Below are 24,414 nucleotides of genomic sequence, written 5' to 3' on the forward strand. Positions count from 1 at the left end.
TGTAGAATAGTAATATAATTAGCATATTATATTACTACATATATCGAAGAAGCATGAATGAGGAGGAAAAAGATGAAATCATTAAAGGAACTTTTGGAGATGACGCTAGGTGCAGGGGCTTCAGATCTGCATTTAACAGTAGCTGTGCCTCCTGTTATGAGAATAAATGGCAACTTAAAAAGTATTGACGCCGATAAACTTACTCCAAATGATACGGAAGTATATGCTAGAGAGATTATTGGAGAAGATTATGATGAATATAGGAAAGTTGGAGAATATGACACATCATATTCTATAGCTGGAGTAGGTAGATTTAGAGTAAATGTATTCAGGCAAAGAGGCAGTGATGCCTTGGCAATAAGAGTTGTTGGCTTGAAAATACCTACCTTAGATGGATTGGGCTTGGGAAGTACCATAAAAGAATTAACTAATAGACAAAGAGGATTAGTTCTTGTTACGGGACCAACAGGAAGCGGAAAAAGTACAACTCTTGCAGCAATGATAAATGAAATAAATTCTACTAGATCTTCTCATATAATAACTTTAGAAGATCCTGTTGAATATCTTCATAAACATAATAAATCTATAATAAATCAAAGAGAAGTGGGCAGAGACAGCAATAGCTATCAAAATGCTCTTAAAGCTATTTTAAGAGAGGATCCTGATGTTATACTTGTAGGAGAGATGAGGGACTTAGAGACCATAGCTATAGCTATAACTGCAGCAGAAACAGGGCATTTGGTGTTTTCTACTTTACATACTATAGGAGCGGCTAAAACAATAGATAGAATTGTGGATGTTTTTCCTCCATATCAGCAGCAGCAAATAAAGATACAATTAGCTGCAGTGCTTCAAGGAATAGTTTCACAGCAGCTTATACCGCGTTCTGATGGCAAGGGAAGAGTTGCTGCATTAGAAATAATGGTCATGACTTCTGCAATACAGAATTTAGTGCGTGAAGGCAAAACACATCAAATTGAATCTTCAGTACAAACAGGAAGTAAGTATGGAATGAAAACTATGGATATGGCCATAGCGGAACTTTATAAGAAAAAAGAAATTTCAGCTGAAGATGCATTAACCTATTCTATAGATAGAGATATGATTCAAAGATTGATGATGATGTAGAAAATAAGAAATTTTATTTAAGGTTTTATGATAAAGATTAACTTATTTGTGGCAATATACCATTACAATACAAAATAAGTTAATTATTTTCTTAAAACCTTATATAATTTGTAATAAAGTTTAAATTTATTAAAATAATATATTTTAGGAAATGTATAATGAATAAATCATTAAAAATTAAAATTCATATAGTAATTCAACGCTATTTGTGCTAAAATAACTTTGAATTAGGGGGGATTAGTAGAATGGAGTTGTTGAAAACGGCATGGAATTTAATTTCTATGATCTTGAATAGAGCACTTCTAGTATTATCAGTGTATTATGTAATAATTTCTTTTTTCGGATTAATAAAATTTAAAGATAAGAAGAAATATGAACCTCAAAAAACATTTGCTATGCTAGTAGCAGCTCATAATGAAGAAGCGGTAATAAAGGATATAATTGATAGTCTTCATAATTTAGACTACCCCAAGGAGTTATATGACATTTTTGTTATTGCGGATAACTGCACAGATAAAACTGCTGAAGTTGCAGAAAGTAATGGTGCTATAGTTTGTAAAAGATTCAATAAAGAAAAAAGAGGAAAAGGCTATGCGCTAGAATGGATGTTTGATAAACTTTTTAAAATGGAAAAAAAATATGATTCAGTAGTTATATTAGATGCAGATAACTTAGTATCTAGACAATTTTTAAAAGAAATGAATAATAAGCTTTGCCAAGGATATGAGGTTGTGCAAGGATATTTAGATTGCAAAAACCCACATGATACTTGGATAACAGGAAGCTATTCCATATCATTTTGGACGTCTAATAGAATGGGACAGTTAGCAAGAAATAATCTTGGGTTATCTTGTCAGCTTGGAGGAACTGGTGCCTGCATATCAACAGATTTAATAAAAGAATTAGGATGGGGAGCAACCTGTCTTACAGAAGATTTGGAGTTCACTTGCAAACTGGTTCTTAATGGCAAGAAGGTAGGTTGGTGTCACGAAGCACGAATTTATGACGAAAAACCTCTTACTTTATCACAATCCTGGTGGCAAAGAAAAAGATGGATGCAGGGTTACGCCGATGTATCTAGCAGGTATTTCTTCAAACTATTAAAGAGAGCCTTATTTAAAAGAGAGTTTACTTCTTTAGATTGTGCTATTTATAGTGTTCAACCTATAATTTTTATCATAACTGGAGTAGCTATGCTTATGAGTTTTATAAATAATATTGCAAATAGGTTGCTTGGAACAAATTTAGGAGCTAACAATAATACAGTAATATTTGGACTATCGATAACTGTCATAGCTGCTATATTCGGTATTATTATGCAATATATTTATACTCCATTTTTCTTGCTTCTTGAAAAAAAATTTAGTTGGAAAATTTTGTTTTACTACATAATATATCCTGTTTATTTTATAACATGGCTTCCAATCTCAATACAGGGTATAGTAGATAAAAACAAAAAGGAGTGGAGTCATACTCAGCATACACGAAGTGTAAATATAAAGGACTTGGAAAAGGCGAACTAAGAGTATCGCCTTTTTATTTTTCTCTGTTTTAAATTGCCATAATTTTGTAGAGAATGCATGTATTCTTTTAAATCATAGATTTATTTTAAAATTTATTATATATTTTATTAAAATAAGCAGAATTTTTGGAGGAAATTTTGTTTTTATGTTGAATATATATATTCTGTTGATACTTTTACGAGGAGGAAGGCTTTAATGAGCAAACGATTAGTGGCTTTTGATATAAATTCGTCAAGAATTTGTGCCGTAGCCGCAAGAGTAGATAGTCAAAATAGATTGCAGATTACATCTGTAACCTCCGTCAAGTATAATGGCATGAAAAAATCTGTTGTAGTCGATGTTGAAAAAACTGCAAAAGCAGTGAAAGAATGTAAAGATAAGTTAGAGAATATTGAAGGTCATGCTATTGAAGAAGTATACTTAAGTGTGCCTAGTGGTCTTTGTGAGGAAATAAATTTTAGTCAGAGTATTAAAATTGAATCTAATAAAGGTATTATTTCTGAAAAAGATAATAAAAAGGTATTAATGCCTTCAGATGGTAGTTATGTTTCTGAAGACAGGGTAAAAATATTTGAGACGCCGGTACAATATATTGTTGATGGTGTGGGTGGTATTATAAACCCATTAGGTATGAAGGCAAAAAATTTACAGGCAGATACTCAACTCTTTACCATGGATATTAATATTGCTTCAGATCTTGCAAGAAGTGTTGAGGATGCAGGATTAATAATTATAAGCATAATACCTCAGACTCTAGCTTTAGTTTCTTTATTAAATAATGAATTTCACAAAACAATTAGCGGAGCCTTCATAAATATTGCAGCGGATACAATAGATTTATCCATGTACAAAGAGGGAAAACTTTGCTATACTAAGCTTATACCATTAGGTGAAAGCTGTATAACTAGTGATCTTTCAACATGCTTGGAAGTTTCATTTGCGGAGGCTGAAAGAATAAAGTTTGAATATGAAAATTACGAAAATAAAGAAGTGTTATTAAGTAATGCAAGTGAAAAGGATAAAGAAAATATTGATTGGGATCTTGTTGAAGAAATAATTCATGCAAGATTGCAGGAATTAATATCTTTCTGCTTCAAAGAATTAAGCAAAAATAATTATTATCAAAGCGTTGACAGTGTATATATCACTGGATCAGGAATTAGCAGATACAAGGATTATATAGTTGCAACATTTGGAAAAAATGGTAAACAAGTAAAAAATGTACAGCATAATGTGGTAGGAGCATCATCTCCAATGTATATTAATGCTGTTGGTGTTGTAAAATATGTATTTGATTGCTACTATGCAAGTTATATTGATAATGCGGAGCATTCATTAAAAAATACTACCAAAGACGATGGAATAATAGACAAATTCAAGAAAATAATTCACGATATATTTTGATAGGGGGTATCATCTTGTTAGACTTTGATGTAGATGTACAGCAATTTGCTCAAATAAAGGTTATTGGTTGCGGTGGCGGTGGAAATAATGCAGTTAACCGTATGATTGTAGAAGGATTGAAAAATGTAGAATTCATAGCTATAAATACAGATAAGCAGGCTTTAATGCTATCAAATGCTTCTCAAAAAATACAGATAGGTGATAAACTTACTAAGGGATTAGGTGCTGGAGCTAATCCAGAGGTTGGACAAAAGGCAGCTGAAGAAAGTAAAGAAGAAATATCTGCGGCTATAAAAGGTGCAGATATGGTATTTATCACAGCAGGAATGGGTGGCGGAACAGGAACAGGAGCAGCACCAGTGGTTGCTGAAATAGCTAAATCTATGGGAATACTTACTGTTGGCGTTGTAACTAAACCATTTCCTTTTGAAGGAAGAAAGCGAATGCTCCATGCTGAGATGGGAATAAAGAATCTAAAAGACAGGGTAGATACGTTAGTCACTATTCCTAATGAAAGATTATTATCTATGGTTGATAAGAAAACTACGCTTATTGATTCTTTTAAGATGGCTGATGATGTGCTAAGACAAGGTGTTCAAGGTATTTCAGATCTTATTACAATTCCTGGATTAGTAAATTTGGACTTTGCAGATGTTAGGACAGTAATGATAAATAAAGGTCTAGCACATATGGGAGTTGGAAATGCTAGTGGAGATAATAGAGCTCAGGAAGCTGCAAAGCAAGCAATATCTAGTCCGTTATTAGAAACATCAATAAATGGTGCCACAGGCGTGCTTTTGAACCTAACAGGAGGAGCAGATCTTGGATTGTTAGAATTGAATGAAGCAGCAGAGATTGTACAGCAGGCAGCGGATCCAGATGCAAATATAATATTTGGTGCTGTTATTGATGAAAATTTAAAAGACGAAATTAGAATAACTGTTATAGCTACAGGATTTGAAACCGAGAAACGAGAGGAATCAAAGGTAGAATTTAAGACCAGTGAACCTGTAAGTCACGATGAGAAAAAGGCCTCAGAAGAAGCAGCAACAACAAGAAGTTATGATGATGAAGAACTTCAGATTCCTGCCTTTTTAAGAAAGCAGAGAAACAAGTAATAATTAATTATTCAGGTGTTTAAGCATCACTTGCTATTATAGCATAGTGATGCTTTTTTTTACTGAAATATACAAATACTATTGGCACAATTGATTTAGCCCTATGCTTATAGATGATAAATTTTGAATTACATAAAATGTAGAAAAATCAGATATGAAAAAACATAATAGGGGGGTCATTATGACAAAATTTTGAAAGTCATAGATATATAATATGTGTGTAGGGGGGAGAACATTGGTAATATTCATAGATGTTATAGTGGCAGAGAATTTCATAGTGAATTTTTTTTTATTAGACCTTACAGCAAATACTATCAATGTAAGGTCCAGCTGGAGGAGAATATCAATTGGAGCTATTGTAGGTGCATTTTATACTTTAACTATATTATTTAAGTCATTATACATATTTACGTTTATTCCTGTGAAGGCATTAATAGCAATTCTTATGGTTTATATATCATTAAATATAAAAAATATTGCTCTATTAGTTAAGGGCGTTGTTGTATTTTTTTTATATACCTTTACATTAGCTGGAATAATCATATATGGTGAATATAAATGTAATGCACCTATGGATGGATTGATAATAACTAAATTCTCTAACCAAATACTTCTTCTAGCTATGATGGTTCTATATGTTGTAATATCTAGAGCTATAAAATTTATTTTTGAAAGAAAGAAGCTAAAAATGTTTACTTATGATGTAGAAATAAGCATAAAAGGCACCTATTATATGATAAAGGCTTTACTGGATACAGGAAACGAGCTTAAAGAGCCAGTGACAAATTTGCCTGTCATTATTGTAGAAAAAAATCAATTACTTGATTCGGGGTATGAAGGCTATCAAAAGCTTTATATACCTTACAAAGCAGTAGATGGTTCATCAAATTATCTTGAAGCATTTAAAGCAGAAGAAATCAGAATTAATTTTGACAACAATAACTGTCAGAGCATTAAGGCAATAATTGCTGTAACTGACAATAAATTGAGCGAATATGATGAATACCAAGCGTTGTTATCAAGGGGGATAATTTAAAATGGAGGGTAAGGAATGAAGATAATATGGTTTTTTAATAGGATTATTGTAAAATTAGGCATTGGAATAAAAAGAATATATTATATTGGTGGAAATGATGCTCTTCCCCCTCCACTTTCTAAGGAGGAAGAAGATAATTTAGTCACAAAATTAGTAGAAGGAAATGAATCTGTAAGGTCCATTTTAATAGAAAGAAATTTAAGACTTGTGGTTTATATAGCTAGAAAATTTGAAAATACTGGTGTAGGAGTAGAGGATTTAGTATCCGTAGGTACTATAGGACTTATAAAAGCCGTTAATACTTTTGATCCAGAAAAGAAAATTAAGCTAGCTACATATGCTTCTAGATGTATAGAAAATGAAATACTTATGTATCTAAGAAGGAATAGCAGAGTTAAAGCAGAAATATCTTTTTATGAGCCTCTTAATATAGATTGGGATGGCAATGAATTATTGCTTTCAGATATATTAGGTACTGATAACGATATTGTATATAATTTAATAGAGGATGAGGTGGATAAAAATTTATTGATTTTGGCCATGAAAAAACTGAATGGTAGAGAAAAGAAAATAGTAAGTCTTAGATTTGGTTTAAATGGTGAAGGAGAAAAAACTCAAAAGGAAGTTGCAGATATGCTTGGTATTTCTCAATCCTATATATCAAGGTTAGAAAAAAGGATTATAAAAAGACTTAAAAAAGAAATAAGTAAAATGATATAGTATGTCTTTAGTATAAAATTGCGCCCTTAAGGAGATACTTTTAAATGCAATTACTCTAAAGGGGCGAACACGAGATGATGATTAACAAAGTTGAAATTTGTGGAGTAAATACATCTAAACTTCCTGTATTAAAGGAAAAAGAGATGAGAGCTTTATTACAGTCAATGCGTGATGGTAATAAAGAATCGAGAGAAAAATTTATTAGGGGAAATCTTAGACTTGTTTTGAGTGTGATACAAAGATTCAACAATCGAGGTGAAAATGTTGATGATTTATTTCAGGTTGGCTGTATAGGGCTAATAAAAGCAATAGACAATTTTGATCTAAGTCAAAACGTTAAATTTTCTACCTATGCAGTGCCAATGATTATTGGCGAAATAAGGAGATATCTGAGGGACAATAATTCAATTAGAGTTAGCAGGTCTTTAAGGGATATAGCTTATAAGGCTCTTCAAGTAAGAGATAAATTAATTAACGATAACAACAAAGAACCTACTATTTCTCAGATATGTAAAGAATTAAATATGCCTAGAGAAGAGGTGGTATTCGCATTAGATGCAATACAAGATCCAGTATCACTTTTTGAACCCATATATCATGATGGAGGAGATGCTATATATGTAATGGATCAGATAAGTGATAATAAAAATGTTGATGAAAGTTGGTTAGAAGACATAGCTATAAAGGAAGCTATAAAAAAACTTACAGATAGAGAAAAGTTAATTTTAACTATGCGATTTTTTCATGGAAGGACACAAATGGAAGTAGCTGATGAGATAGGGATATCCCAAGCTCAAGTATCTAGATTAGAAAAAATTGCATTAAAACATATGAGAAAATATATATAATGCTAAAACTTAAAGGTTCTAGAAATAATCTAGAACCTTTAAAATATACTAAGTTATAAATTTGAAAATATTTTAAAGACAGAAATCTACTAAAAGTTATATATTTAGAAAAATTTATTATTGATATGCATATTTTTTATTAAATATAAATATGCATATTAATAATATTTACGTAGGGGGAATTGTTTAATGGAAATGTCTATGTATTCAATAAACAATATTAAAGTTATGGAGGTAATAGATATAAATACTGGTTCTAAGCTTGGATTTATAAAAGATTTCAAAATTGACTGTGAAAATTATAAAATCGAAGCAATTCTACTGCCAACTCAAAAATCAGCTTGGTTCGGAAAATTAGAAATGATTGAAATTCCTTGGTCCAAAGTAAAGAAAGTTGGAGTAGATGTGATTTTAGTGGATGCAGATATTGTAAGAGAGAGCAGTAGTTAAACTATATAATGTATGCTATAATACAATTGCATAATATAATTTACAAGATGGGAGGGGAAAGCGATGAAATGTCCATATTGCGGATTTTTAGAGAGTAAAGTTGTTGATTCAAGATCCACAGAAGATGATATGTCCATAAGAAGAAGAAGAGAATGTTTAAGTTGCGGGAAAAGATATACAACATATGAAAAGGTCGAAGATTTACCAATATTAGTTATAAAAAAAGATTCTAGCAGGGAATTTTTTAATAAAGGTAAAATAATAAATGGTCTTATTAAGTCTTGTGAAAAGAGACCAATTTCTAGGCAGCAAATAGAGACAATAGCGGATGATATTGAAAAAAATATAAGTAATCAAATGCTGACAGAGGTTAAATCTGAATATATAGGTGAAATGATAATGGAAGCATTAAAAAATATGGATGAAATCGCTTATGTTAGATTTGCTTCAGTATATAGACAATTTAAAGATGTTAATACTTTTTTAGAAGAAATAGAAAAGCTAAAGCACAAGTAGATGTTAAGAGAAAGTTAAATATGTTAATTTTACATAGGTTATCTTCAAATTATTAATAAAATATGTAAAAATAATTAAGAGGTTAGAATGAATGTAATTTCTAAAGGTAGATATAAATATATCCAATATAAAGTAGGAAATGCAAAAGCTATTTTCATAACAGCTGATGGTCCTGACTTCAACTTGAAGAATACAGAATATGTTCAAGCTTTCAAAGAAATAAGGGACATTTTTAATTTAGATGATATAGCATATTCTATTCAAATACATAGTGATATTATACATATTTATGATGGAAATATATATGAAGGAGATGCGATAATAACAAATAAATTAAGTACTGCAGCAGGTATATTTACAGCAGATTGCGTTCCTATACTTATGTATGATACTAAAAATAAAATTTGTGCAGCTGTCCATAGCGGTTGGAAAGGAACTTATAGCAAGATAGTTATGAAAACTGTTGAGAAAATGAAAAAAGTATACGGATCAAAGAGTGAAGATATAAATGTTTTTATAGGTCCGCATATAAGAAGCTGCTGTTATGAAGTGGGAAAAGATTTAATAGATAAGTTTTGTAATGACGATATTTATAAAGGTTATAATATAAGTTCTAAAAACATGCTTAATTTAGAAAAATGTATAAGGATTCAATGCATAAAGAGTGGTATACTTGAAGAAAAAATTGAGTCTACAAATTTATGTACATTTTGTTCTAGCGAAATAAAACTTCATTCATATAGAAGAAACAACGAAAAAAGCGGACGCTTATTTTCGTTTATATATGCAGTTTAAGGATAAGACTAATGTAATTTATATGATGATTTCGCAATAAAATGGATATATATAATGGAGGTAATTATTAATTATGGCAGATGAAAAAATTCTAGTTGTAGATGATGAGGAACATATTCTTGAACTTATTAAATTCAATCTTGAAAGCAATGGCTATAAAGTAATAACTGCTACTAATGGCTTAGATGCTATTAAGTTTGCAAAAGCGGAAATACCACATTTAATGCTTTTAGATTTAATGCTACCTGGTATGGATGGATATGATGTTTGCAAGGAAATTAAGAGAGATAGTTCTATTGCCAATATGCCAATAATAATGATAACAGCCAAAGGAGAGGAATTGGATAAAATTCTTGGACTTGAACTTGGTGCCGATGATTATATAACTAAGCCTTTTTCTTTAAGAGAGCTTAAAGCTAGAGTAAAAGCTGTTCTAAGAAGAACAAATTTACAATCTATAGATAAAAGCTATAAATTTGGTAATATAGTAGTGGACTTTCAAAAACATGAAGTTACTAAAAATGATGAAAGAATAGATCTTACCTTAAAGGAATTTGAACTTCTTGAAATATTGCTGAAAAATAAGGGAAGGGTTATGACTAGAGATTTTTTATTAGATAAAATATGGGGATATGAGTATATTGGGGAGACCAGAACTGTTGATGTTCATATAAGACATTTGAGACAGAAAATAGAGGAAGATGATAAAAATCCTAAATTTATAGAAACCATAAGAGGTATAGGCTATAGATTTAATATCGGTGATTGATATGAAAAAAAAATTAATGTTCTTTGTTTTAGCTACTATGATTTTTTGTTTAGGCATAGTCATATCAATTTACGTTATGATATCAAATTATGAGTTTATACAAAATATAAAGAGAGAGCTTATGCTTAATAATGATCTCATGTCAGATATAATAAAAACTTCTAAAATTGATTTGAAAAATGGAACTGTTCCTTTTGGAAAAAGTTTTGAAAACTCTGATTACAGACTCACCATAATAGATCCAACTGGCAAGGTGGTTTATGATTCTATAGCAAATCCAGCCACTATGGAAAATCATAATACTAGAGAAGAAGTTCAAGGCGCTAGACAGAATGGAGTTGGCTATAGTATCAGAAATAGCAAAACTATCCATATAAAAATGGTTTACGTAGCAAAAAAAATATCTGGAGATTATGTGCTAAGAAGTTCAATATCTGTAAAACTAGTAGGAGTTATAAATAAAAAATATATAGGATATTACGTGGGAGCAATAATTATTGTATTAATCCTTACAACAATAATATCTTCTAGGCTATCTTTTGTCATTATTAAACCTATAAAAGATTTGGAATATGTAACAAGCCGAATAACTAAGGGAGAGATGGATAGAAGAGTAAGAGTTACATCTAAAGATGAAATAGGACAGTTAGGAACAACCTTTAATTTTATGGCAGATAAACTCCAGAGCACTCTCAAGGATTCCATAGAAAAACAGAATAAATTAGAAGCTATATTGAAAAGCATGGATAATGGAGTAGTAGCTATTGATAGAAACAATAAAATAATAATGATAAATCCTTATGCAAAAAAAATATTTGGAATAGACAGTAATAAAGATATAATCGGAAAGAAACTTATGGATGGCATTAGAGACTTTGAGATAGAGGAAATAATAAATACATATAATGAAGATTATAAGGAAATAAAGATATTTTGGCCTAGTGAAAAAACTTTGAGGATAAAAACTGCGGATATAGTAAATGCCAATGAACATATAGGTACTGTAGCAGTGGTTCAGGATATAACAGAAATAAAGAAACTTGAAAGCATGAGAACGGAGTTTGTAGCTAATGTATCTCATGAATTAAAAACTCCACTTACTTCCATAAAAGGATTCGCTGAAACCTTAAGGGATGTAGAGGATTCTAAAATAAAAGAAAAGTTTTTGGATATTATTAATGATGAAGCAGAGAGGCTAACTAGGTTAATAAATGATATATTAGTTCTTTCAGATTTGGAAACGCATAAAGAAGATAAAAAAGAAACCTTTGATGTTAATAAAGTTATGGATCAAGTACATGAATTAATAAAAAACACTGCCGAGGCAAAAAATATAAGCATTAAAATGGAGCTTGGAAAAGTTGATTATATTATTGGAAGCGTAGATAGATTCAAGCAAATGGTTATAAATTTAGTGGACAATGCGGTTAAATACTCGGAAAACGGCGGAAGCGTCACTATGGGTAGTAGGATAGTGGATGGAAAATTGCAGCTTTGGGTAGAGGATACTGGTTTTGGTATACCTAAGGAGCATATACCTAGATTATTTGAAAGATTTTATAGAGTTGACAAGGCAAGATCTAGAGCTAAAGGAGGCACTGGCCTTGGATTGGCTATAGTAAAACATATAGTCATAGGCATGGGAGGAAAAATCGAGGTGGAAAGTGAATTGAATAAGGGTAGTAAGTTTACTGTAACCATACCGTACATAAGAGACTAACAGTCTCTTTTTTTTATACACTTAATAAGCGAGTAACATGCAATAAGCCTATAACATAAACATAACTAACTTTTAATAATCTTTTAACCTTACTATAGTAATGTAAAAATGTAATATTAATAAACTACATTAATGAAAAGAGAGGTTATTATATGCACTTAATAAAAGAAAGATCTATAGCTTCAAAGATTATAACCGTAATATCATTAATATTAATTGTAATTATGCTCTTATCCAGCAGTATAATTTACTTATTGGTTTACCAAAGAATGCTTAACACAAATAAGGATAATATGAAAACAGTGATACAACAAGTATATAAAAATTTTGAGTCTATGATAGAGCTGCAAATTAATGATACCGAAAAATATGCAAATAACAAGGATATATATGATTTTTTAGCAAATAAAACGGATGTATCAAAAGATAGTATATCGAAACTATTAGGTAATTCATTTCAGAAGGAAACCACAGAACATGCTTTTGTTACTAATAGTAAGGGAATAATAATAGCAGATAGCAGTGATCAATACATAAATTATGACTATAGCAAAGATCAATATGTAATCCAAGCTTTGAGCGGAAGTACTACAATGAGCGGAGTTTATACATCTGCTGAAACCGGTAAAACGGTGGTGACTTTTGTAAGCCCTGTAAAGGACAATCAGGATAAAGTTATAGGTACTATAGGGAAAAGTATATACACTGATTATTTTTCTAAAGGCTTTAACAATTTTTCATTTATGAATAAGGGATATATATTTGTAGTGGATAGTTCTGGAAATATAATATATCATCCACAAAAATATTACATAAATAAGAAAAACTCTATAGCTGAACTCCAAGCTTTAATAAGCAAAAGTAACTCAACTTCATCAGTTAATTCTGGAAGCTTATCCTATGAAGAGAAAGATGTTAAATATATAGCACAATATATTAGTGTGCCAGAGATAAAAAGCTATGTGATACTGACCATTGATAACAATGAATTCTTAAACGAATCTAAGATAACGGGAGGTATGATAATTATTTCCACTATCATATGCATACTGCTAATGATTCCTTTGCTCTACTACTTTATAAATAAAATTTTAAGGCCTATGAAGGTAGTGTCTAATAATGCTATTGAAATATCAAAAGGTAATTTAAGAATATTAAACCAAATAAAATCTAAAGATGAAATAGGAAAACTGGCTAACAGTTTTAATATAATGGTAAATTCTATAAGCAATCTAATAGGTGATCTAAAGTATGTAACTCAAGATTTGGTAATTATAAGTGAAACTATTAATAATGATCAAAATATTAACTTAGCAAATATGGCAGCCATAAATGGAAGCTCAGAAAAAATAAAAATAGATACATTAGATGTAAATGAGGCCATACAAGAGAGCTTTGAACATTTTAAAAATATTTTAGACAGAACTAACCATATTGAAAAAATGTCAATGGACATGGAAGGCGTAGTAAAAGAAATACATATAACAAATAAAACAGCAATAGGTACAGTAAATAATTTAAAAGATACTAATATGGAAGCTAATAAAAATTTTGATGCTTCTGCCAAAATTTTTAATGAACTTATAGCTAATGTTAAAGAAATTGGAGATATAACAAATATTGTAACAAATATATCTAAACAAACAAATATTCTTTCAATAAATGCCTCTATAGAAGCCGCAAAAGCGGGAGAAACGGGTGCTGGATTTAGTGTAGTAGCAGATGAAATAAAGAAATTATCTAATGGTATAGAAATGCAGATGGAAAAAATAAATGGAATTGTTAAAAACATAGATTTAAATATATATCATAGTTCCAAATACATTGAGCAAATGAATAAATTATCGACAAAAGAAGCTGAAGCGGTGGAAAACACAATTGATGAATATAAGAGGGCTATATCAGCTACTGAAAGAATAATAAATCAAATTTATTCTATTATTGATGGCATACATTCTTTAAATGAGGAGAATAATAAGGTTGAAAGTAAACTTGACAGCGTGCTTAACATATGCTCAGGCTTTAAAAAATCTGTAGGGCAAGTAGACGAAATAATACAAAATCATTATACTGAAACACAAAATATGGAAAAACTGACACAAAAACTGCAATATTCTATGGATAGCCTAAATAACAGCATAAACAAGTTTATGATTTAGTGTTAATTTTAATTAACATTGTCATAATATTAGATTAACTTTGATGAAGTATCATAGACAATGTAAGATGAGAACAGAATTTGAATGGGGGTTTTTTTAAGTGAAAAAAAGTTATTTAAAAATAATTACTGCTACAGTGGGAGTTATGCTTCTTGCTACCGCAATGATAGGATGTACAAAGAAGGATGACAGCAATGCTAACTCAGGTGCGTCAAACAATACTACTACTCAGGAAACCAAGGTATCAGGAAACATAACCGCTTCAGGTTCATCTGCATTAAAACCATTAGCTGATGAGGTAAATAACATATTTAAACAAAAGAATCCAGATGCTGTAATAAATATACAGGCTGGTGGTAGTGGAACAGGATTGTCAAATGTTTCAGATGGAACTGTAGATATAGGAAATTCAGACATATTTGCTGAGGAAAAATTAACTGCTGATCAAGCTAAGGCTTTGGTTGATCATCAAGTATGTGTAGTAGGTTTTGCTGCAGTAGTAAATCCAAAGGTTACAGTAGATAATTTGACTAAGCAACAGCTTATAGATATATTCACAGGTAAGACAACTAACTGGAAGGATGTTGGCGGAGCAGATCAGAAGATAGTTATAATAAGCAGACCTGATAGCTCAGGAACAAAGGCTACTTTCAAGAAATATGCTTTAGATGGAGCTAAGGAAGCTGCAGGCAACGCTCTTAAGGAAGACAGCAGCGGAGCTGTTTCTACAGCGGTATCACAGACTGAAGGTTCCATATCCTATCTTGCTTCTTCCTACTTCACAGATGCAGACAGCAAGACAAAGGTAAAAGCCCTAAAGATAGATGGAGTTGAAATGAATAAGGCTAATATAACAACTGGAAAATATAACATATGGTCTTATGAACATATGTACACAAAGGGTGAAGCAAAAGATCTAGCAAAAGCTTTCATCGATTTCTTCAAAACTGATGATGCTAAGAATGCAATGGAAAAGCTAGGATATATACCATCTACAGACATGAAGGTAAAGAGATAATAATTTGCTAAGGCAACAAAAGCTGGTCGCGCTTTAACGACCAGTCTTTTGTTCTGTATATTAGACAAATTAAATAAGTTGCAACGATTAAAAATATAAGGAAGGTTTTGCATGGAGAAACGTAGTTTTTACAACAGATTTATAAATGAATACTTAGGAAAAGCATACGCTACAATCTGTGGAATATTTATAATAGTCTGTACTTTAGCTGTTATTTTTTTCATAGCAAGCAATGGGATAAAAACATTCACTCAAAATCATTATTCCATTGCAGATTTTTTATTTTCTAGCAAATGGGATATTGATGATAAAAAGTATGGTTCTTTAGTTTATATAGCTGGTTCTACTTTTGTGTCCATTGGGGCAGTCATAATAGCTACACCTTTAGCTGTATGCTTAGCTGTTTTTATGAACATGATATCTCCTAGATTTGGAGAAAGAATTCTGCAGCCAGCTATGGAACTTTTTGTAGGTATTCCTTCAGTAGTTTATGGTTGGATAGGACTTACCGTGCTGATACCAAATATTAAAAAAGTTTTTGGAGGCTATGGCTTTGGACTTTTAGCAGGAATACTTGTACTTAGTGTAATGATATTACCAACTATAACTAGCGTATCATCTGATGCTATTAAGACTATTCCAAAGGATTATTTGGAGGCTTCCTACGGTCTTGGAGCTACCAGATGGCAGACTATAAAAAAGGTGATAATTCCAGCCTCATTAACAGGAATATCTACAGGAGTAGTACTTGGAATGTCTAGAGCTTTTGGAGAGGCTTTAGCAGTTCAGATGGTAATAGGTAATACGGTTCAAATTCCTAAAGGATTATTGAGTGCTACCTCAACCCTTACCAGTGCTATAACTATGGACATGGGAAATACTGCAGATGGAGATCCACTAAAGAATGTTCTTTGGTCCATGGCATTTTTATTATTAATAGTATCATTTTTATTTATTCTTATCATAAGATTCATAAGCAAGAGGAGGGAAATTCGATGAGTGAGAGAGTTAAGGATAAGATAGCTACCGGAATACTTTATTTTATAGCCATATTTATAGTGGCTATACTAGTATCATTTATCGGATATATTTTGTATAAAGGTTCCTCTAGCTTAAATCCTGGTTTTCTATTTGGAGCTCCCAAATTTAGTGAAAAGGGTGGTGGAATAGGTCCTCAACTCTTTAATTCATTTTATTTGCTTGTGATAACTCTTATAATAACAGTTCCCTTGGGTGTGGGAGCAGGAATATATCTTTCACAATATGCAAAGCAGGGGAGATTTCTTAATATCATAAGATTATGCATTGATACAATGGCTTCATTGCCATCTATTGTTGTGGGTCTCTTCGGATTAATATTGTTTGTAAATAAGCTTCATATGGGTTTTTCTGTAATCTCAGGAGCATTGGCAATAACTATCCTAAACCTAGCATCTATGACTAGAACAAGTGAAAATGCTATCACTACAGCAGCTCAAGGAGTTAAAGAAGCAAGTCTTGGACTAGGAGCTACTAAGTGGCAGACCATAAAGAAAATAGTAATTCCTACAGCCATACCACAGATACTCACAGGTATTATACTTTCAGCAGGAAGAATTTTTGGAGAAGCAGCTGCGCTAATATACACCGCGGGCATGAGTGCTCCTGTACTTAAATTTAGCCATTTTAGCTTAATAGATAAGGTATCGCCATATAGTTTAACAAGATCTGCGGAAACATTGGCAGTATATATTTGGCAGGTTAATTCTGAAGGAACTTTGCCAGATGCTACTAAAGTGGCTAATGGAGCTTCTGCAGTGTTAATTATAATGGTGTTAATATTCAATTTATCGGCAAGGCTTATAGGAAGAAAAATTCAACAAGCATATGGCGGAAAGAAATAGGAGGAAAAGCATGAGTATAATAACTACTAAAGACCTAGACCTTTATTATGGTAATAGTCAGGCATTGAAAAAGATAAACTTAGATATACCAAAAAATGCTGTTACAGCTTTAATAGGGCCATCAGGTTGCGGAAAATCTACTTTTCTTAGAACCTTAAACAGAATGAATGACCTTATTGATTCAGTTAGAATTGAAGGTGAAGTGTTATTTGAGGATAAAAATATCTATGGAGATTATGATGTTATAAATCTTAGGAAAAGAATTGGCATGGTTTTTCAGAAAGCTAATCCGTTTCCTATGTCTATATACGATAATATTGCCTATGGTCCAAGAATCCATGGAATAAAATCTAAGAACAAATTAGATGAAATCGTAGAAAACAGCCTTAAAGGGTCAGTGCTATGGGATGAGGTAAAAGATAGATTAAAAAAAAGCGCACTGGGGCTTTCAGGTGGTCAGCAGCAAAGACTTTGTATTGCCAGAACTCTGGCAGTAGAGCCGGATGTACTTCTTATGGACGAACCTACGTCAGCTTTAGATCCAATATCTACTTTAAAGATAGAAGAGCTTATGGATACATTAAAAAAGAAATATACAGTGATAATAGTTACTCATAATATGCAGCAGGCAGGAAGAATATCTGATAATACCGCATTCTTTTTAAACGGCGAAGTAGTAGAGTACGGTAAAACTGAAGATATATTTTATAGACCAAGAGACAAAAGAACAGAAGATTATATAACCGGAAGATTTGGTTAATAATTAATATCATTTTATTAAATTTATATTAAGGAGGGGCAATTGTGACGAGAGGTGGCTTTGATACAGATCTTCAGACGCTTCATAATGATCTTATAAGAATGGGAAGCATTGTTGAAAAACAAATTCATCAATGTATAGAGGCATTGGTAAAACAGGATGAGGTATTAGCGAACACGGTAATAGATAATGATGATTTAGTTGATGATCTTCAGAAAGAAATAGAAGACAAATGTATAAGACTTATTGCAAAGCAGCAGCCATTAGCTATTGATTTAAGAAATATATTTACTGCCAGCAAAATTGTAACTGATTTGGAAAGAATGGCAGACCATGCAGTTGATATAGCAAAAATCGCAAAGAGACTTAAGAATGAGGTTTATATAAAAGAACTTATTGATATTCCAGCTATGGCTGAGATTGTCAAAGATATAATTCATGATTCGTTAGATGCATATGTTGAGAGCAGCGTGGATAAAGCTTATGCTGCTTGCAAACTAGATGATAAAATAGATGCTATATACAAACAAATATTTACTGAACTTTTAATGAAAATGTCAGAGGATTCAGCTCATACTAATCAGGTAGCACAATTTCTATTTGTCTGCAAATACTTAGAGAGAGTAGCAGATCATGCTACAAATGTGTGTGAATGGACAATTTATTTAGTAACAGGAGATCAAATAGATTTGAACGAATAGTTAATAACTCATTTATCAGGAATGTAATCTTGTAGAAATTAGCATCTATGAGAGCATTCCTATTTTATTTGTATTAAAATTCAAGATACTTATCATAATAAATACTTTGTTGACTATAGTCAATAATTAGGTTATCATTACTTAGGATATAATAGGCTAAGTGAAAATGTTGAGGTGACTTTATGTCGGCTAAAATCAAAAGTATAGAAAAAAATTCTATAGCTGAAGAATTGGAATTTGAAATTGGAGATATACTATTAAGCATAAATGGAAATGAAGTAAAGGATGTAATAGACTATAGATTTTTAATGGCGGATGAATATGTAGAAGTTGATATAGAAAAAGCTGATGGGGAGATTTGGACTTATGAGATAGAAAAAGAGTATCAAGAGGATTTAGGGGTAGAATTTGAGAATGCTATCATGGATCATGCAAAAAGATGCCATAATAATTGCGTATTTTGTTTTATTGATCAGCTTCCTGGAGGAATGAGGGATACCTTATACTTTAAAGATGATGATTCTAGATTATCATTTCTTCAAGGTAATTTTGTAACTCTTACAAATATGTCAGATGATGATATACATAGAATAATTAAATATAAAATAAGTCCTATAAATATATCGGTACATACTACTAATCCACAGCTTAGAATTCAGATGCTAAATAATAGATTTGCAGGTGCAGTCTATGAACGTCTGAAGCTGCTGGCTGATGCTGGTATAGTTATGCATTGTCAAGTTGTTTGCTGCCCTGGTATAAACAATGGAGAGGAGTTATTAAGAACTGTTAAGGATCTTAATAATTTGTATCCAGCAGTAGAGGATGTGGCGGTGGTTCCAGTAGGAATAACTAAACATAGAAAAGGGCTTAAAGATTTAACTGTTTTTACAAGAGAGACAGCAGCCCAAGAGTTAGATAATGTAAAGGAACTTCAAGAAAAGTATATGATAGAACTTGGAACACCTTTTGTTAGGCTTTCCGATGAATTTTACGTGCTTGCAGGAAAAGAAGTACCAAATGCTGAGTTCTATTCTACCTTTCACCAGCTTGAAGATGGAATAGGAATGATAAGAATACTAAGAGATACCATAAATAAGGATGTAAAGAAATTAAAGAAAAACATAAGCGGTAATTTTTTATTTGCTACTGGAGTATCCGCTTTTGACGAGATAAAATGGGTATCAGAAAAAGTGATGAATGAAAATTCTAAATTAAATCTTAAAGTGAAAAAAATAATAAATAACTTTTTTGGAAGCACCATAACTGTAGCCGGACTTTTAACTGGTGGTGATATAATAGATCAATTAAAAAATGAAACCATAGAAGGACCGCTTATTTTGCCGGAAAATATGCTTAAGAGTGGAGAGAGAATTTTCTTGGATGATGTGTCAGTGGAAGAGATGGAAAAAGTTCTTCACAGACAAGTGATAATATGCGATTATACGGGAAAAGATTTAATAGATATAATAAACAGAAACAGTAAGGAGGAAAAATAATGGCAAAACCTATAGTGGCCATAGTTGGAAGACCTAATGTAGGGAAATCAACTTTATTTAATAAACTTGCAGGGAAGAGAATTTCAATAGTTGAGGATACACCTGGTGTTACAAGAGATAGAGTGTATGCTGAAGCAGAATGGCTTAATCATAATTTTACTATAATTGATACAGGTGGAATAGAACCAGAAAGTGAAGATATAATTGTAAGCCAAATGAGAAGGCAAGCAAATATAGCTATTGAAACAGCAGATGTTATAATATTTATAGTAGATGGAAAAGAGGGACTTACAGCTGCTGATAGAGAAGTTGCTCAAATGTTAAGAAAAAGTAAAAAAAATGTATTACTTGTGGTAAATAAGATTGACTCACTTAAGGAAGAGGATAATGCATATGAATTTTATAATTTAGGTATTGGAGATCCTGTAACCATATCCTCATCACAGGGTTTAGGGCTTGGAGATATGCTTGATAAAGTGGTAGAAGCCTTTAATCATGTAGAGCAGGAGGAAGAAGATGAAGAATATGTTAAAATAGCTATGATAGGCAAACCTAATGTAGGAAAATCTTCTTTAATTAATAAACTTCTAGGTGAGGAAAGAGTAATAGTAAGTGATGTACCTGGAACAACAAGAGATGCTATTGACAGCTATCTAGAAAATGAATATGGCAAGTTTATTCTTATCGATACTGCCGGACTTAGAAGAAAAAGCAAGGTAAAAGAGGAAATTGAAAGATATAGTGTAGTACGTACTTTAGCAGCTATAGAAAGAGCTGATATATGCATACTGATGATTGATGCTGAAGAAGGCATAAGCGAGCAAGACGAAAAAATAATAGGATATGCTCATGAGCTTAATAAAGCTATACTGATACTTGTTAATAAGTGGGACTTAATAGAAAAAGATGATAAAACTATGAATACCTTTAAGAAAAATCTGCAGATGAAACTAAGCTTTTTAAGTTATGCGCCATTTCTTTTCATATCAGCAAAAACTGGTCAAAGAACCAGCAAGGTTTTGGAACTAGCTAAAAAATGTTATAATAACTATGATAGAAGAATAACTACGGGAGTTCTTAATGAAGTAATAAACAAGGCTGTTTTGATGAAAGAGCCTCCAGTTGTAGGACTTAAAAGACTTAAGATTTATTATGTAACCCAGATTGGTACTAAACCCCCAACTTTTGTGTTTTTTGTTAATGATACTGCAACCCTACATTTCTCCTATGAACGATACCTTGAAAATCAGCTTAGAGCCAGCTTTGATTTTGAAGGAACAGGTATAAAGTTGGAGTTTAGGGAAAGGAAGGAATAGAATGACAAAAGTAGCTTTGCTAGGAGGCGGCAGCTTTAGCACTGCTTTGGCTATACTAGTTGGAAATAAAGGACTGGATGCCAGCATATTTGCTAGAAATGCTTCAGTTAGAGAGGATATAAATAATAATCATAAGAATAGCAAATATTTAAATGATGTAATTTTACCTGACTTAGTGAAAGCCTATGATAATATAGAGGAAACTATAGAAGATTCCGATTACATAATTTTAGGAGTTCCATCCAGCCATATAAGAGAAATTTGTTCTAACTCTAAGAAATACATTAAGCCTCATCAGGTTATAATAAATGTGGCCAAAGGTATACAAGAGAAGCCTGTGAAGCGTCTATCTGAAGTAATACATGAGGTGTTACCAGAGAATCCAGTGGTGGTGCTTTCTGGGCCCAGCCATGCAGAAGAGGTTGCTGTGAATATTCCAACTACTGTGGTGGTAAGTTCTGAGAATATGAAGTATGCAAATAAGGTTCAGGATTTGTTTATGACGGATAACTTTAGAGTGTATACTAATGACGACTTACTAGGAGTTGAAATTGGAGGGGCTGTGAAGAATATTATAGCACTAGCGGCTGGTATAGCAGATGGAATAGGATATGGAGATAATAGCAAAGCTGCTCTTATGACCAGGGGAATGCATGAAATAATGAGAATAGGCACCAAAATGGGAGGCAAGATAGCTACTTTTTCTGGATTAACTGGAATGGGGGATTTAATAGTAACTTGCACAAGTATGCATAGCAGAAATAGGAAGGCAGGAATACTAATAGGACAAGGAATCCCAGTTCAGGAAGCATTAAGTCAGATAGGAACCGTAGAGGGAGCATCTGCATGTCATGCTTTTTATACTTTAAGTAAAAAAATAAATGTGGAAATGCCCATAACAGAAGTGCTTTATAAAGTTTTATTTGGCAATTTAAGCCCTAAGAATGCTGTAATAGAACTAATGTGCAGAGACAAGAAAAATGAGATATATGAAATATATTAATATAAAAATAAATCATCTTTAAAATAAAAGATGATTTATTTTTTGTCATAAAATCTTTTCAATGTAATATATATATATTGTTAATATATAGCATTGGGAGGGTGTATTTTGGAGAGCTTTGATATATATAAGGATATAGCAGAGAGAACTCAGGGGGATATTTACGTTGGCGTAGTTGGACCTGTTAGAACAGGAAAATCTACTTTTATAAAAAAGTTTATGGATATGATGGTAATCCCTAATATTGATAACAATTATAAAAAGCAGAGGGCTAAGGATGAACTTCCTCAAAGCGCTTCTGGAAAAACTATTCATACTACAGAGCCCAAGTTTGTTCCTAATGAAGCGGTAGAAATAAATATGAATGAAGGTATCAAATTTAGGGTTAGAATGGTAGACTGTGTAGGATATATAGTAAAAGGAGCAGCAGGATACATTGAAGGAACGGAACCTAAAATGGTTACTACACCATGGTATGATTATGAAATACCCTTTGAAGAAGCTGCAGAAATAGGAACTAAAAAGGTTATAACCGAACACTCTACTATTGGACTTTTAGTAACTACAGATGGCTCTATTACTGACATACCAAGGGAAGAATACTTAGAAGCAGAAGAAAGAGTGGTTAAAGAACTTAAAGAAATAAAAAAACCATTCATTATTGTACTTAATTCTTCTAGAGTGGATTCAGAGGAGACTAAGCAGTTAAAAACAGATCTAGAAGAAAAATATAATGTTCCTGTTCAGCTTATGGATGTGGTAAATATGAACGAGGAAGATGTAAAACAAGTATTTCATAGAGTCCTCAGTGAGTTCCCGTTAAAGGAAATCAATGTAGATATGCCAGAATGGATTGAGAAATTGGAACCGACGCATTGGCTTAAGACAAGTTTTATAAATGTTATAAAGGACATGTGTAAAAATGTTGTTAGTGTTAGGGATGTTAAAACCTCTGTAAGCTCATTAATGGAATTTGAGTTTCTTGAAGCTCCTGAAGTTAATGAAATGAATATGGGGGATGGTACTGCGAGAGTGATTCTAAAGCCAAGAAATGGAATATTCTACAACATACTTAGTGAGGTTTGCGGCTGCAATATATCCGGTGAAAGTGAATTGCTAAAAATAATTAAGGAACTTCAATACTCAAAGATTGAATATTCAAAAGTAGAAGAAGCCCTTAAAGATGTCAGAGAAACTGGATATGGATTGGTGGCTCCGCAGCTTAAAGAAATGAAATTTGAAGAGCCTGAAATTGTTAGACAAGGAAATAGATATGGAGTTAAGCTTAAAGCTAGTGCTCCATCTCTCCATATGATAAAATGTGATATAGAAACAGAGGTATCTCCTATAATGGGTACTGAAAAGGAAAGTGAAGATTTAGTTAAATCGCTTTTAGAGCAATTTGAAAGTGATCCGTCAAAAATATGGCAAAGCGATATGTTTGGTAAATCACTGGAGATGGTGGTTAAAGAAGGACTTCAAAACAAACTATTTAAGATGCCGGAGGATGTTCAGATTAAAATCCAAAAAACCCTCCAAAAAATAATAAATGAAGGAAACGGAGGATTAATTTGTATAATTCTTTGAAACATAGTCTCTAGGCCTGAAGGTAAGTTTTAAATCAATGTAAAAATCAGCACTGATTTAAAACATATACTAAAAATAATAACAAAATAAATTTTAGCCTGCGATCTCTAAGATTACAGGCTTTTAATTTGTATATTTTTTATGTTGACAGTAAATTAAATTGTGATATAATTTTAATAACAGCAATAGACTATTCTTATTGGAATAGTAGGTTATAAAATTTAATAGATTCTTATCAAGAGAGGTGGAGGGACTGGCCCTGTGAAACCCGACAACCAGCATTTCATTTAAATGTATGGTGTTAATTCCTGCAAATGAGTTTTGAGAGATAAGAGGATTGATTTATATAAAATTAGATTATAGAATCCTCTTTTGATAAGAGGATTTTTTTATTGTAATTAGTTGACTAGAGAAACTAGAGGCTATATTTACTTCTTAATTTGAGTAAATATAGTCTTTTT

Annotated in this window: 22 protein-coding genes and 1 riboswitch; all 22 genes read left to right on the forward strand. The window is 31.8% G+C overall.

Translation table 11 applies throughout. The features are described from left to right. Window positions 1-72 precede the first annotated feature (72 nt). The 22 genes from IAI10_RS15875 to spoIVA all read left to right on the forward strand — a co-directional run bounded on the left by IAI10_RS15875 (window position 73) and on the right by spoIVA (window position 23,953). Window positions 73-1,128, forward strand: coding sequence for a type IV pilus twitching motility protein PilT (locus tag IAI10_RS15875; RefSeq protein ID WP_315674274.1), 1,056 nt, complete (start codon window positions 73-75; stop codon window positions 1,126-1,128). Between the two features lie 281 nt (window positions 1,129-1,409). Further along, window positions 1,410-2,651, forward strand: a complete 1,242-nt coding sequence (locus tag IAI10_RS15880) for a glycosyltransferase family 2 protein (protein ID WP_315674323.1) — start codon at window positions 1,410-1,412, stop codon at window positions 2,649-2,651. Between the two features lie 195 nt (window positions 2,652-2,846). Continuing rightward, the gene (locus tag IAI10_RS15885; RefSeq protein ID WP_315674275.1) at window positions 2,847-4,055 is read left to right on the forward strand and encodes a cell division FtsA domain-containing protein; all 1,209 of its coding nucleotides are present in this window, start codon (window positions 2,847-2,849) and stop codon (window positions 4,053-4,055) included. 14 nt (window positions 4,056-4,069) lie between these two features. Then, window positions 4,070-5,173, forward strand: coding sequence for a cell division protein FtsZ (gene ftsZ / locus IAI10_RS15890; protein WP_315674276.1), 1,104 nt, complete (start codon window positions 4,070-4,072; stop codon window positions 5,171-5,173). Between the two features lie 235 nt (window positions 5,174-5,408). Next, window positions 5,409-6,209, forward strand: a complete 801-nt coding sequence (locus IAI10_RS15895) for a sigma-E processing peptidase SpoIIGA (RefSeq protein ID WP_315674277.1) — start codon at window positions 5,409-5,411, stop codon at window positions 6,207-6,209. Between the two features lie 15 nt (window positions 6,210-6,224). After that, window positions 6,225-6,929: an RNA polymerase sporulation sigma factor SigE gene (sigE, locus tag IAI10_RS15900; RefSeq protein WP_315674278.1), complete on the forward strand. Its 705-nt coding sequence runs from the start codon at window positions 6,225-6,227 to the stop codon at window positions 6,927-6,929. Between the two features lie 74 nt (window positions 6,930-7,003). Further along, complete coding sequence (gene sigG, locus IAI10_RS15905) at window positions 7,004-7,777, forward strand: RNA polymerase sporulation sigma factor SigG (protein ID WP_315674279.1); 774 nt, start codon at window positions 7,004-7,006, stop codon at window positions 7,775-7,777. Between the two features lie 189 nt (window positions 7,778-7,966). After that, a complete protein-coding gene (locus tag IAI10_RS15910; RefSeq protein ID WP_315674280.1) occupies window positions 7,967-8,227 on the forward strand; it encodes a YlmC/YmxH family sporulation protein in 261 nt (86 codons plus the stop codon). A gap of 63 nt (window positions 8,228-8,290) precedes the next feature. Continuing rightward, the gene (gene nrdR, locus IAI10_RS15915; RefSeq protein ID WP_315674281.1) at window positions 8,291-8,743 is read left to right on the forward strand and encodes a transcriptional regulator NrdR; all 453 of its coding nucleotides are present in this window, start codon (window positions 8,291-8,293) and stop codon (window positions 8,741-8,743) included. Between the two features lie 87 nt (window positions 8,744-8,830). Beyond that, complete coding sequence (pgeF, locus tag IAI10_RS15920; RefSeq protein ID WP_315674282.1) at window positions 8,831-9,538, forward strand: peptidoglycan editing factor PgeF; 708 nt, start codon at window positions 8,831-8,833, stop codon at window positions 9,536-9,538. A gap of 73 nt (window positions 9,539-9,611) precedes the next feature. After that, window positions 9,612-10,307 carry a response regulator transcription factor gene (locus IAI10_RS15925; protein WP_315674283.1) on the forward strand — a complete coding sequence of 232 codons (696 nt, stop codon included), beginning with the start codon at window positions 9,612-9,614 and terminating at the stop codon, window positions 10,305-10,307. Window position 10,308: 1 nt separating this feature from the next. Then, window positions 10,309-12,027: a two-component system histidine kinase PnpS gene (gene pnpS, locus IAI10_RS15930; protein ID WP_315674284.1), complete on the forward strand. Its 1,719-nt coding sequence runs from the start codon at window positions 10,309-10,311 to the stop codon at window positions 12,025-12,027. 152 nt (window positions 12,028-12,179) lie between these two features. Continuing rightward, a complete protein-coding gene (locus tag IAI10_RS15935) occupies window positions 12,180-14,186 on the forward strand; it encodes a methyl-accepting chemotaxis protein (RefSeq protein WP_315674285.1) in 2,007 nt (668 codons plus the stop codon). A 100-nt stretch (window positions 14,187-14,286) separates the two neighbouring features. Further along, window positions 14,287-15,204: a phosphate ABC transporter substrate-binding protein gene (locus IAI10_RS15940; RefSeq protein WP_315674286.1), complete on the forward strand. Its 918-nt coding sequence runs from the start codon at window positions 14,287-14,289 to the stop codon at window positions 15,202-15,204. A 111-nt stretch (window positions 15,205-15,315) separates the two neighbouring features. After that, on the forward strand, window positions 15,316-16,203 hold the full coding sequence (gene pstC, locus IAI10_RS15945) for a phosphate ABC transporter permease subunit PstC (protein WP_315674287.1): 888 nt from the start codon (window positions 15,316-15,318) through the stop codon (window positions 16,201-16,203). Further along, complete coding sequence (gene pstA / locus IAI10_RS15950) at window positions 16,200-17,087, forward strand: phosphate ABC transporter permease PstA (RefSeq protein WP_315674288.1); 888 nt, start codon at window positions 16,200-16,202, stop codon at window positions 17,085-17,087. Before pstC ends, pstA begins: the two co-directional genes overlap by 4 nt. Before the next feature lie 10 nt (window positions 17,088-17,097). Beyond that, window positions 17,098-17,847 carry a phosphate ABC transporter ATP-binding protein PstB gene (gene pstB, locus IAI10_RS15955; RefSeq protein ID WP_315674289.1) on the forward strand — a complete coding sequence of 250 codons (750 nt, stop codon included), beginning with the start codon at window positions 17,098-17,100 and terminating at the stop codon, window positions 17,845-17,847. Window positions 17,848-17,891: 44 nt separating this feature from the next. Beyond that, window positions 17,892-18,548 (forward strand): phosphate signaling complex protein PhoU, encoded by a 657-nt coding sequence (gene phoU / locus IAI10_RS15960; protein ID WP_315674290.1) that lies wholly within the window; start codon window positions 17,892-17,894, stop codon window positions 18,546-18,548. Window positions 18,549-18,730: 182 nt separating this feature from the next. Further along, window positions 18,731-20,047 (forward strand): DUF512 domain-containing protein, encoded by a 1,317-nt coding sequence (locus IAI10_RS15965; RefSeq protein WP_315674291.1) that lies wholly within the window; start codon window positions 18,731-18,733, stop codon window positions 20,045-20,047. Continuing rightward, complete coding sequence (gene der / locus IAI10_RS15970; protein WP_315674292.1) at window positions 20,047-21,363, forward strand: ribosome biogenesis GTPase Der; 1,317 nt, start codon at window positions 20,047-20,049, stop codon at window positions 21,361-21,363. Before IAI10_RS15965 ends, der begins: the two co-directional genes overlap by 1 nt. Window position 21,364: 1 nt before the next feature. Next, window positions 21,365-22,366 (forward strand): NAD(P)H-dependent glycerol-3-phosphate dehydrogenase, encoded by a 1,002-nt coding sequence (locus tag IAI10_RS15975; protein ID WP_315674293.1) that lies wholly within the window; start codon window positions 21,365-21,367, stop codon window positions 22,364-22,366. Window positions 22,367-22,474: 108 nt separating this feature from the next. Beyond that, window positions 22,475-23,953: a stage IV sporulation protein A gene (gene spoIVA / locus IAI10_RS15980; protein WP_315674294.1), complete on the forward strand. Its 1,479-nt coding sequence runs from the start codon at window positions 22,475-22,477 to the stop codon at window positions 23,951-23,953. A gap of 229 nt (window positions 23,954-24,182) precedes the next feature. Continuing rightward, window positions 24,183-24,288: riboswitch (SAM riboswitch) on the forward strand. Window positions 24,289-24,414 lie beyond the last annotated feature (126 nt).

Source organism: Clostridium sp. 19966 (assembly GCF_032335695.1).
In the GTDB taxonomy this organism is placed as follows: Bacteria; Bacillota; Clostridia; order Clostridiales; family Clostridiaceae; genus JACTOJ01.

Coding starts and splice junctions, on each gene's coding strand:
- IAI10_RS15885 (WP_315674275.1), top strand. CDS start 2,847: ATGAGCAAACGATTAGTGGCTTTTGATATAAATTCGTCAAGAATTTGT.
- der (WP_315674292.1), top strand. CDS start 20,047: ATGGCAAAACCTATAGTGGCCATAGTTGGAAGACCTAATGTAGGGAAA.
- pstB (WP_315674289.1), top strand. CDS start 17,098: ATGAGTATAATAACTACTAAAGACCTAGACCTTTATTATGGTAATAGT.
- IAI10_RS15935 (WP_315674285.1), top strand. CDS start 12,180: ATGCACTTAATAAAAGAAAGATCTATAGCTTCAAAGATTATAACCGTA.
- pstA (WP_315674288.1), top strand. CDS start 16,200: ATGAGTGAGAGAGTTAAGGATAAGATAGCTACCGGAATACTTTATTTT.
- IAI10_RS15965 (WP_315674291.1), top strand. CDS start 18,731: ATGTCGGCTAAAATCAAAAGTATAGAAAAAAATTCTATAGCTGAAGAA.
- pnpS (WP_315674284.1), top strand. CDS start 10,309: ATGAAAAAAAAATTAATGTTCTTTGTTTTAGCTACTATGATTTTTTGT.
- sigG (WP_315674279.1), top strand. CDS start 7,004: ATGATGATTAACAAAGTTGAAATTTGTGGAGTAAATACATCTAAACTT.
- sigE (WP_315674278.1), top strand. CDS start 6,225: ATGAAGATAATATGGTTTTTTAATAGGATTATTGTAAAATTAGGCATT.
- IAI10_RS15875 (WP_315674274.1), top strand. CDS start 73: ATGAAATCATTAAAGGAACTTTTGGAGATGACGCTAGGTGCAGGGGCT.
- IAI10_RS15910 (WP_315674280.1), top strand. CDS start 7,967: ATGGAAATGTCTATGTATTCAATAAACAATATTAAAGTTATGGAGGTA.
- nrdR (WP_315674281.1), top strand. CDS start 8,291: ATGAAATGTCCATATTGCGGATTTTTAGAGAGTAAAGTTGTTGATTCA.
- IAI10_RS15975 (WP_315674293.1), top strand. CDS start 21,365: ATGACAAAAGTAGCTTTGCTAGGAGGCGGCAGCTTTAGCACTGCTTTG.
- pgeF (WP_315674282.1), top strand. CDS start 8,831: ATGAATGTAATTTCTAAAGGTAGATATAAATATATCCAATATAAAGTA.
- pstC (WP_315674287.1), top strand. CDS start 15,316: ATGGAGAAACGTAGTTTTTACAACAGATTTATAAATGAATACTTAGGA.
- IAI10_RS15880 (WP_315674323.1), top strand. CDS start 1,410: ATGATCTTGAATAGAGCACTTCTAGTATTATCAGTGTATTATGTAATA.
- IAI10_RS15925 (WP_315674283.1), top strand. CDS start 9,612: ATGGCAGATGAAAAAATTCTAGTTGTAGATGATGAGGAACATATTCTT.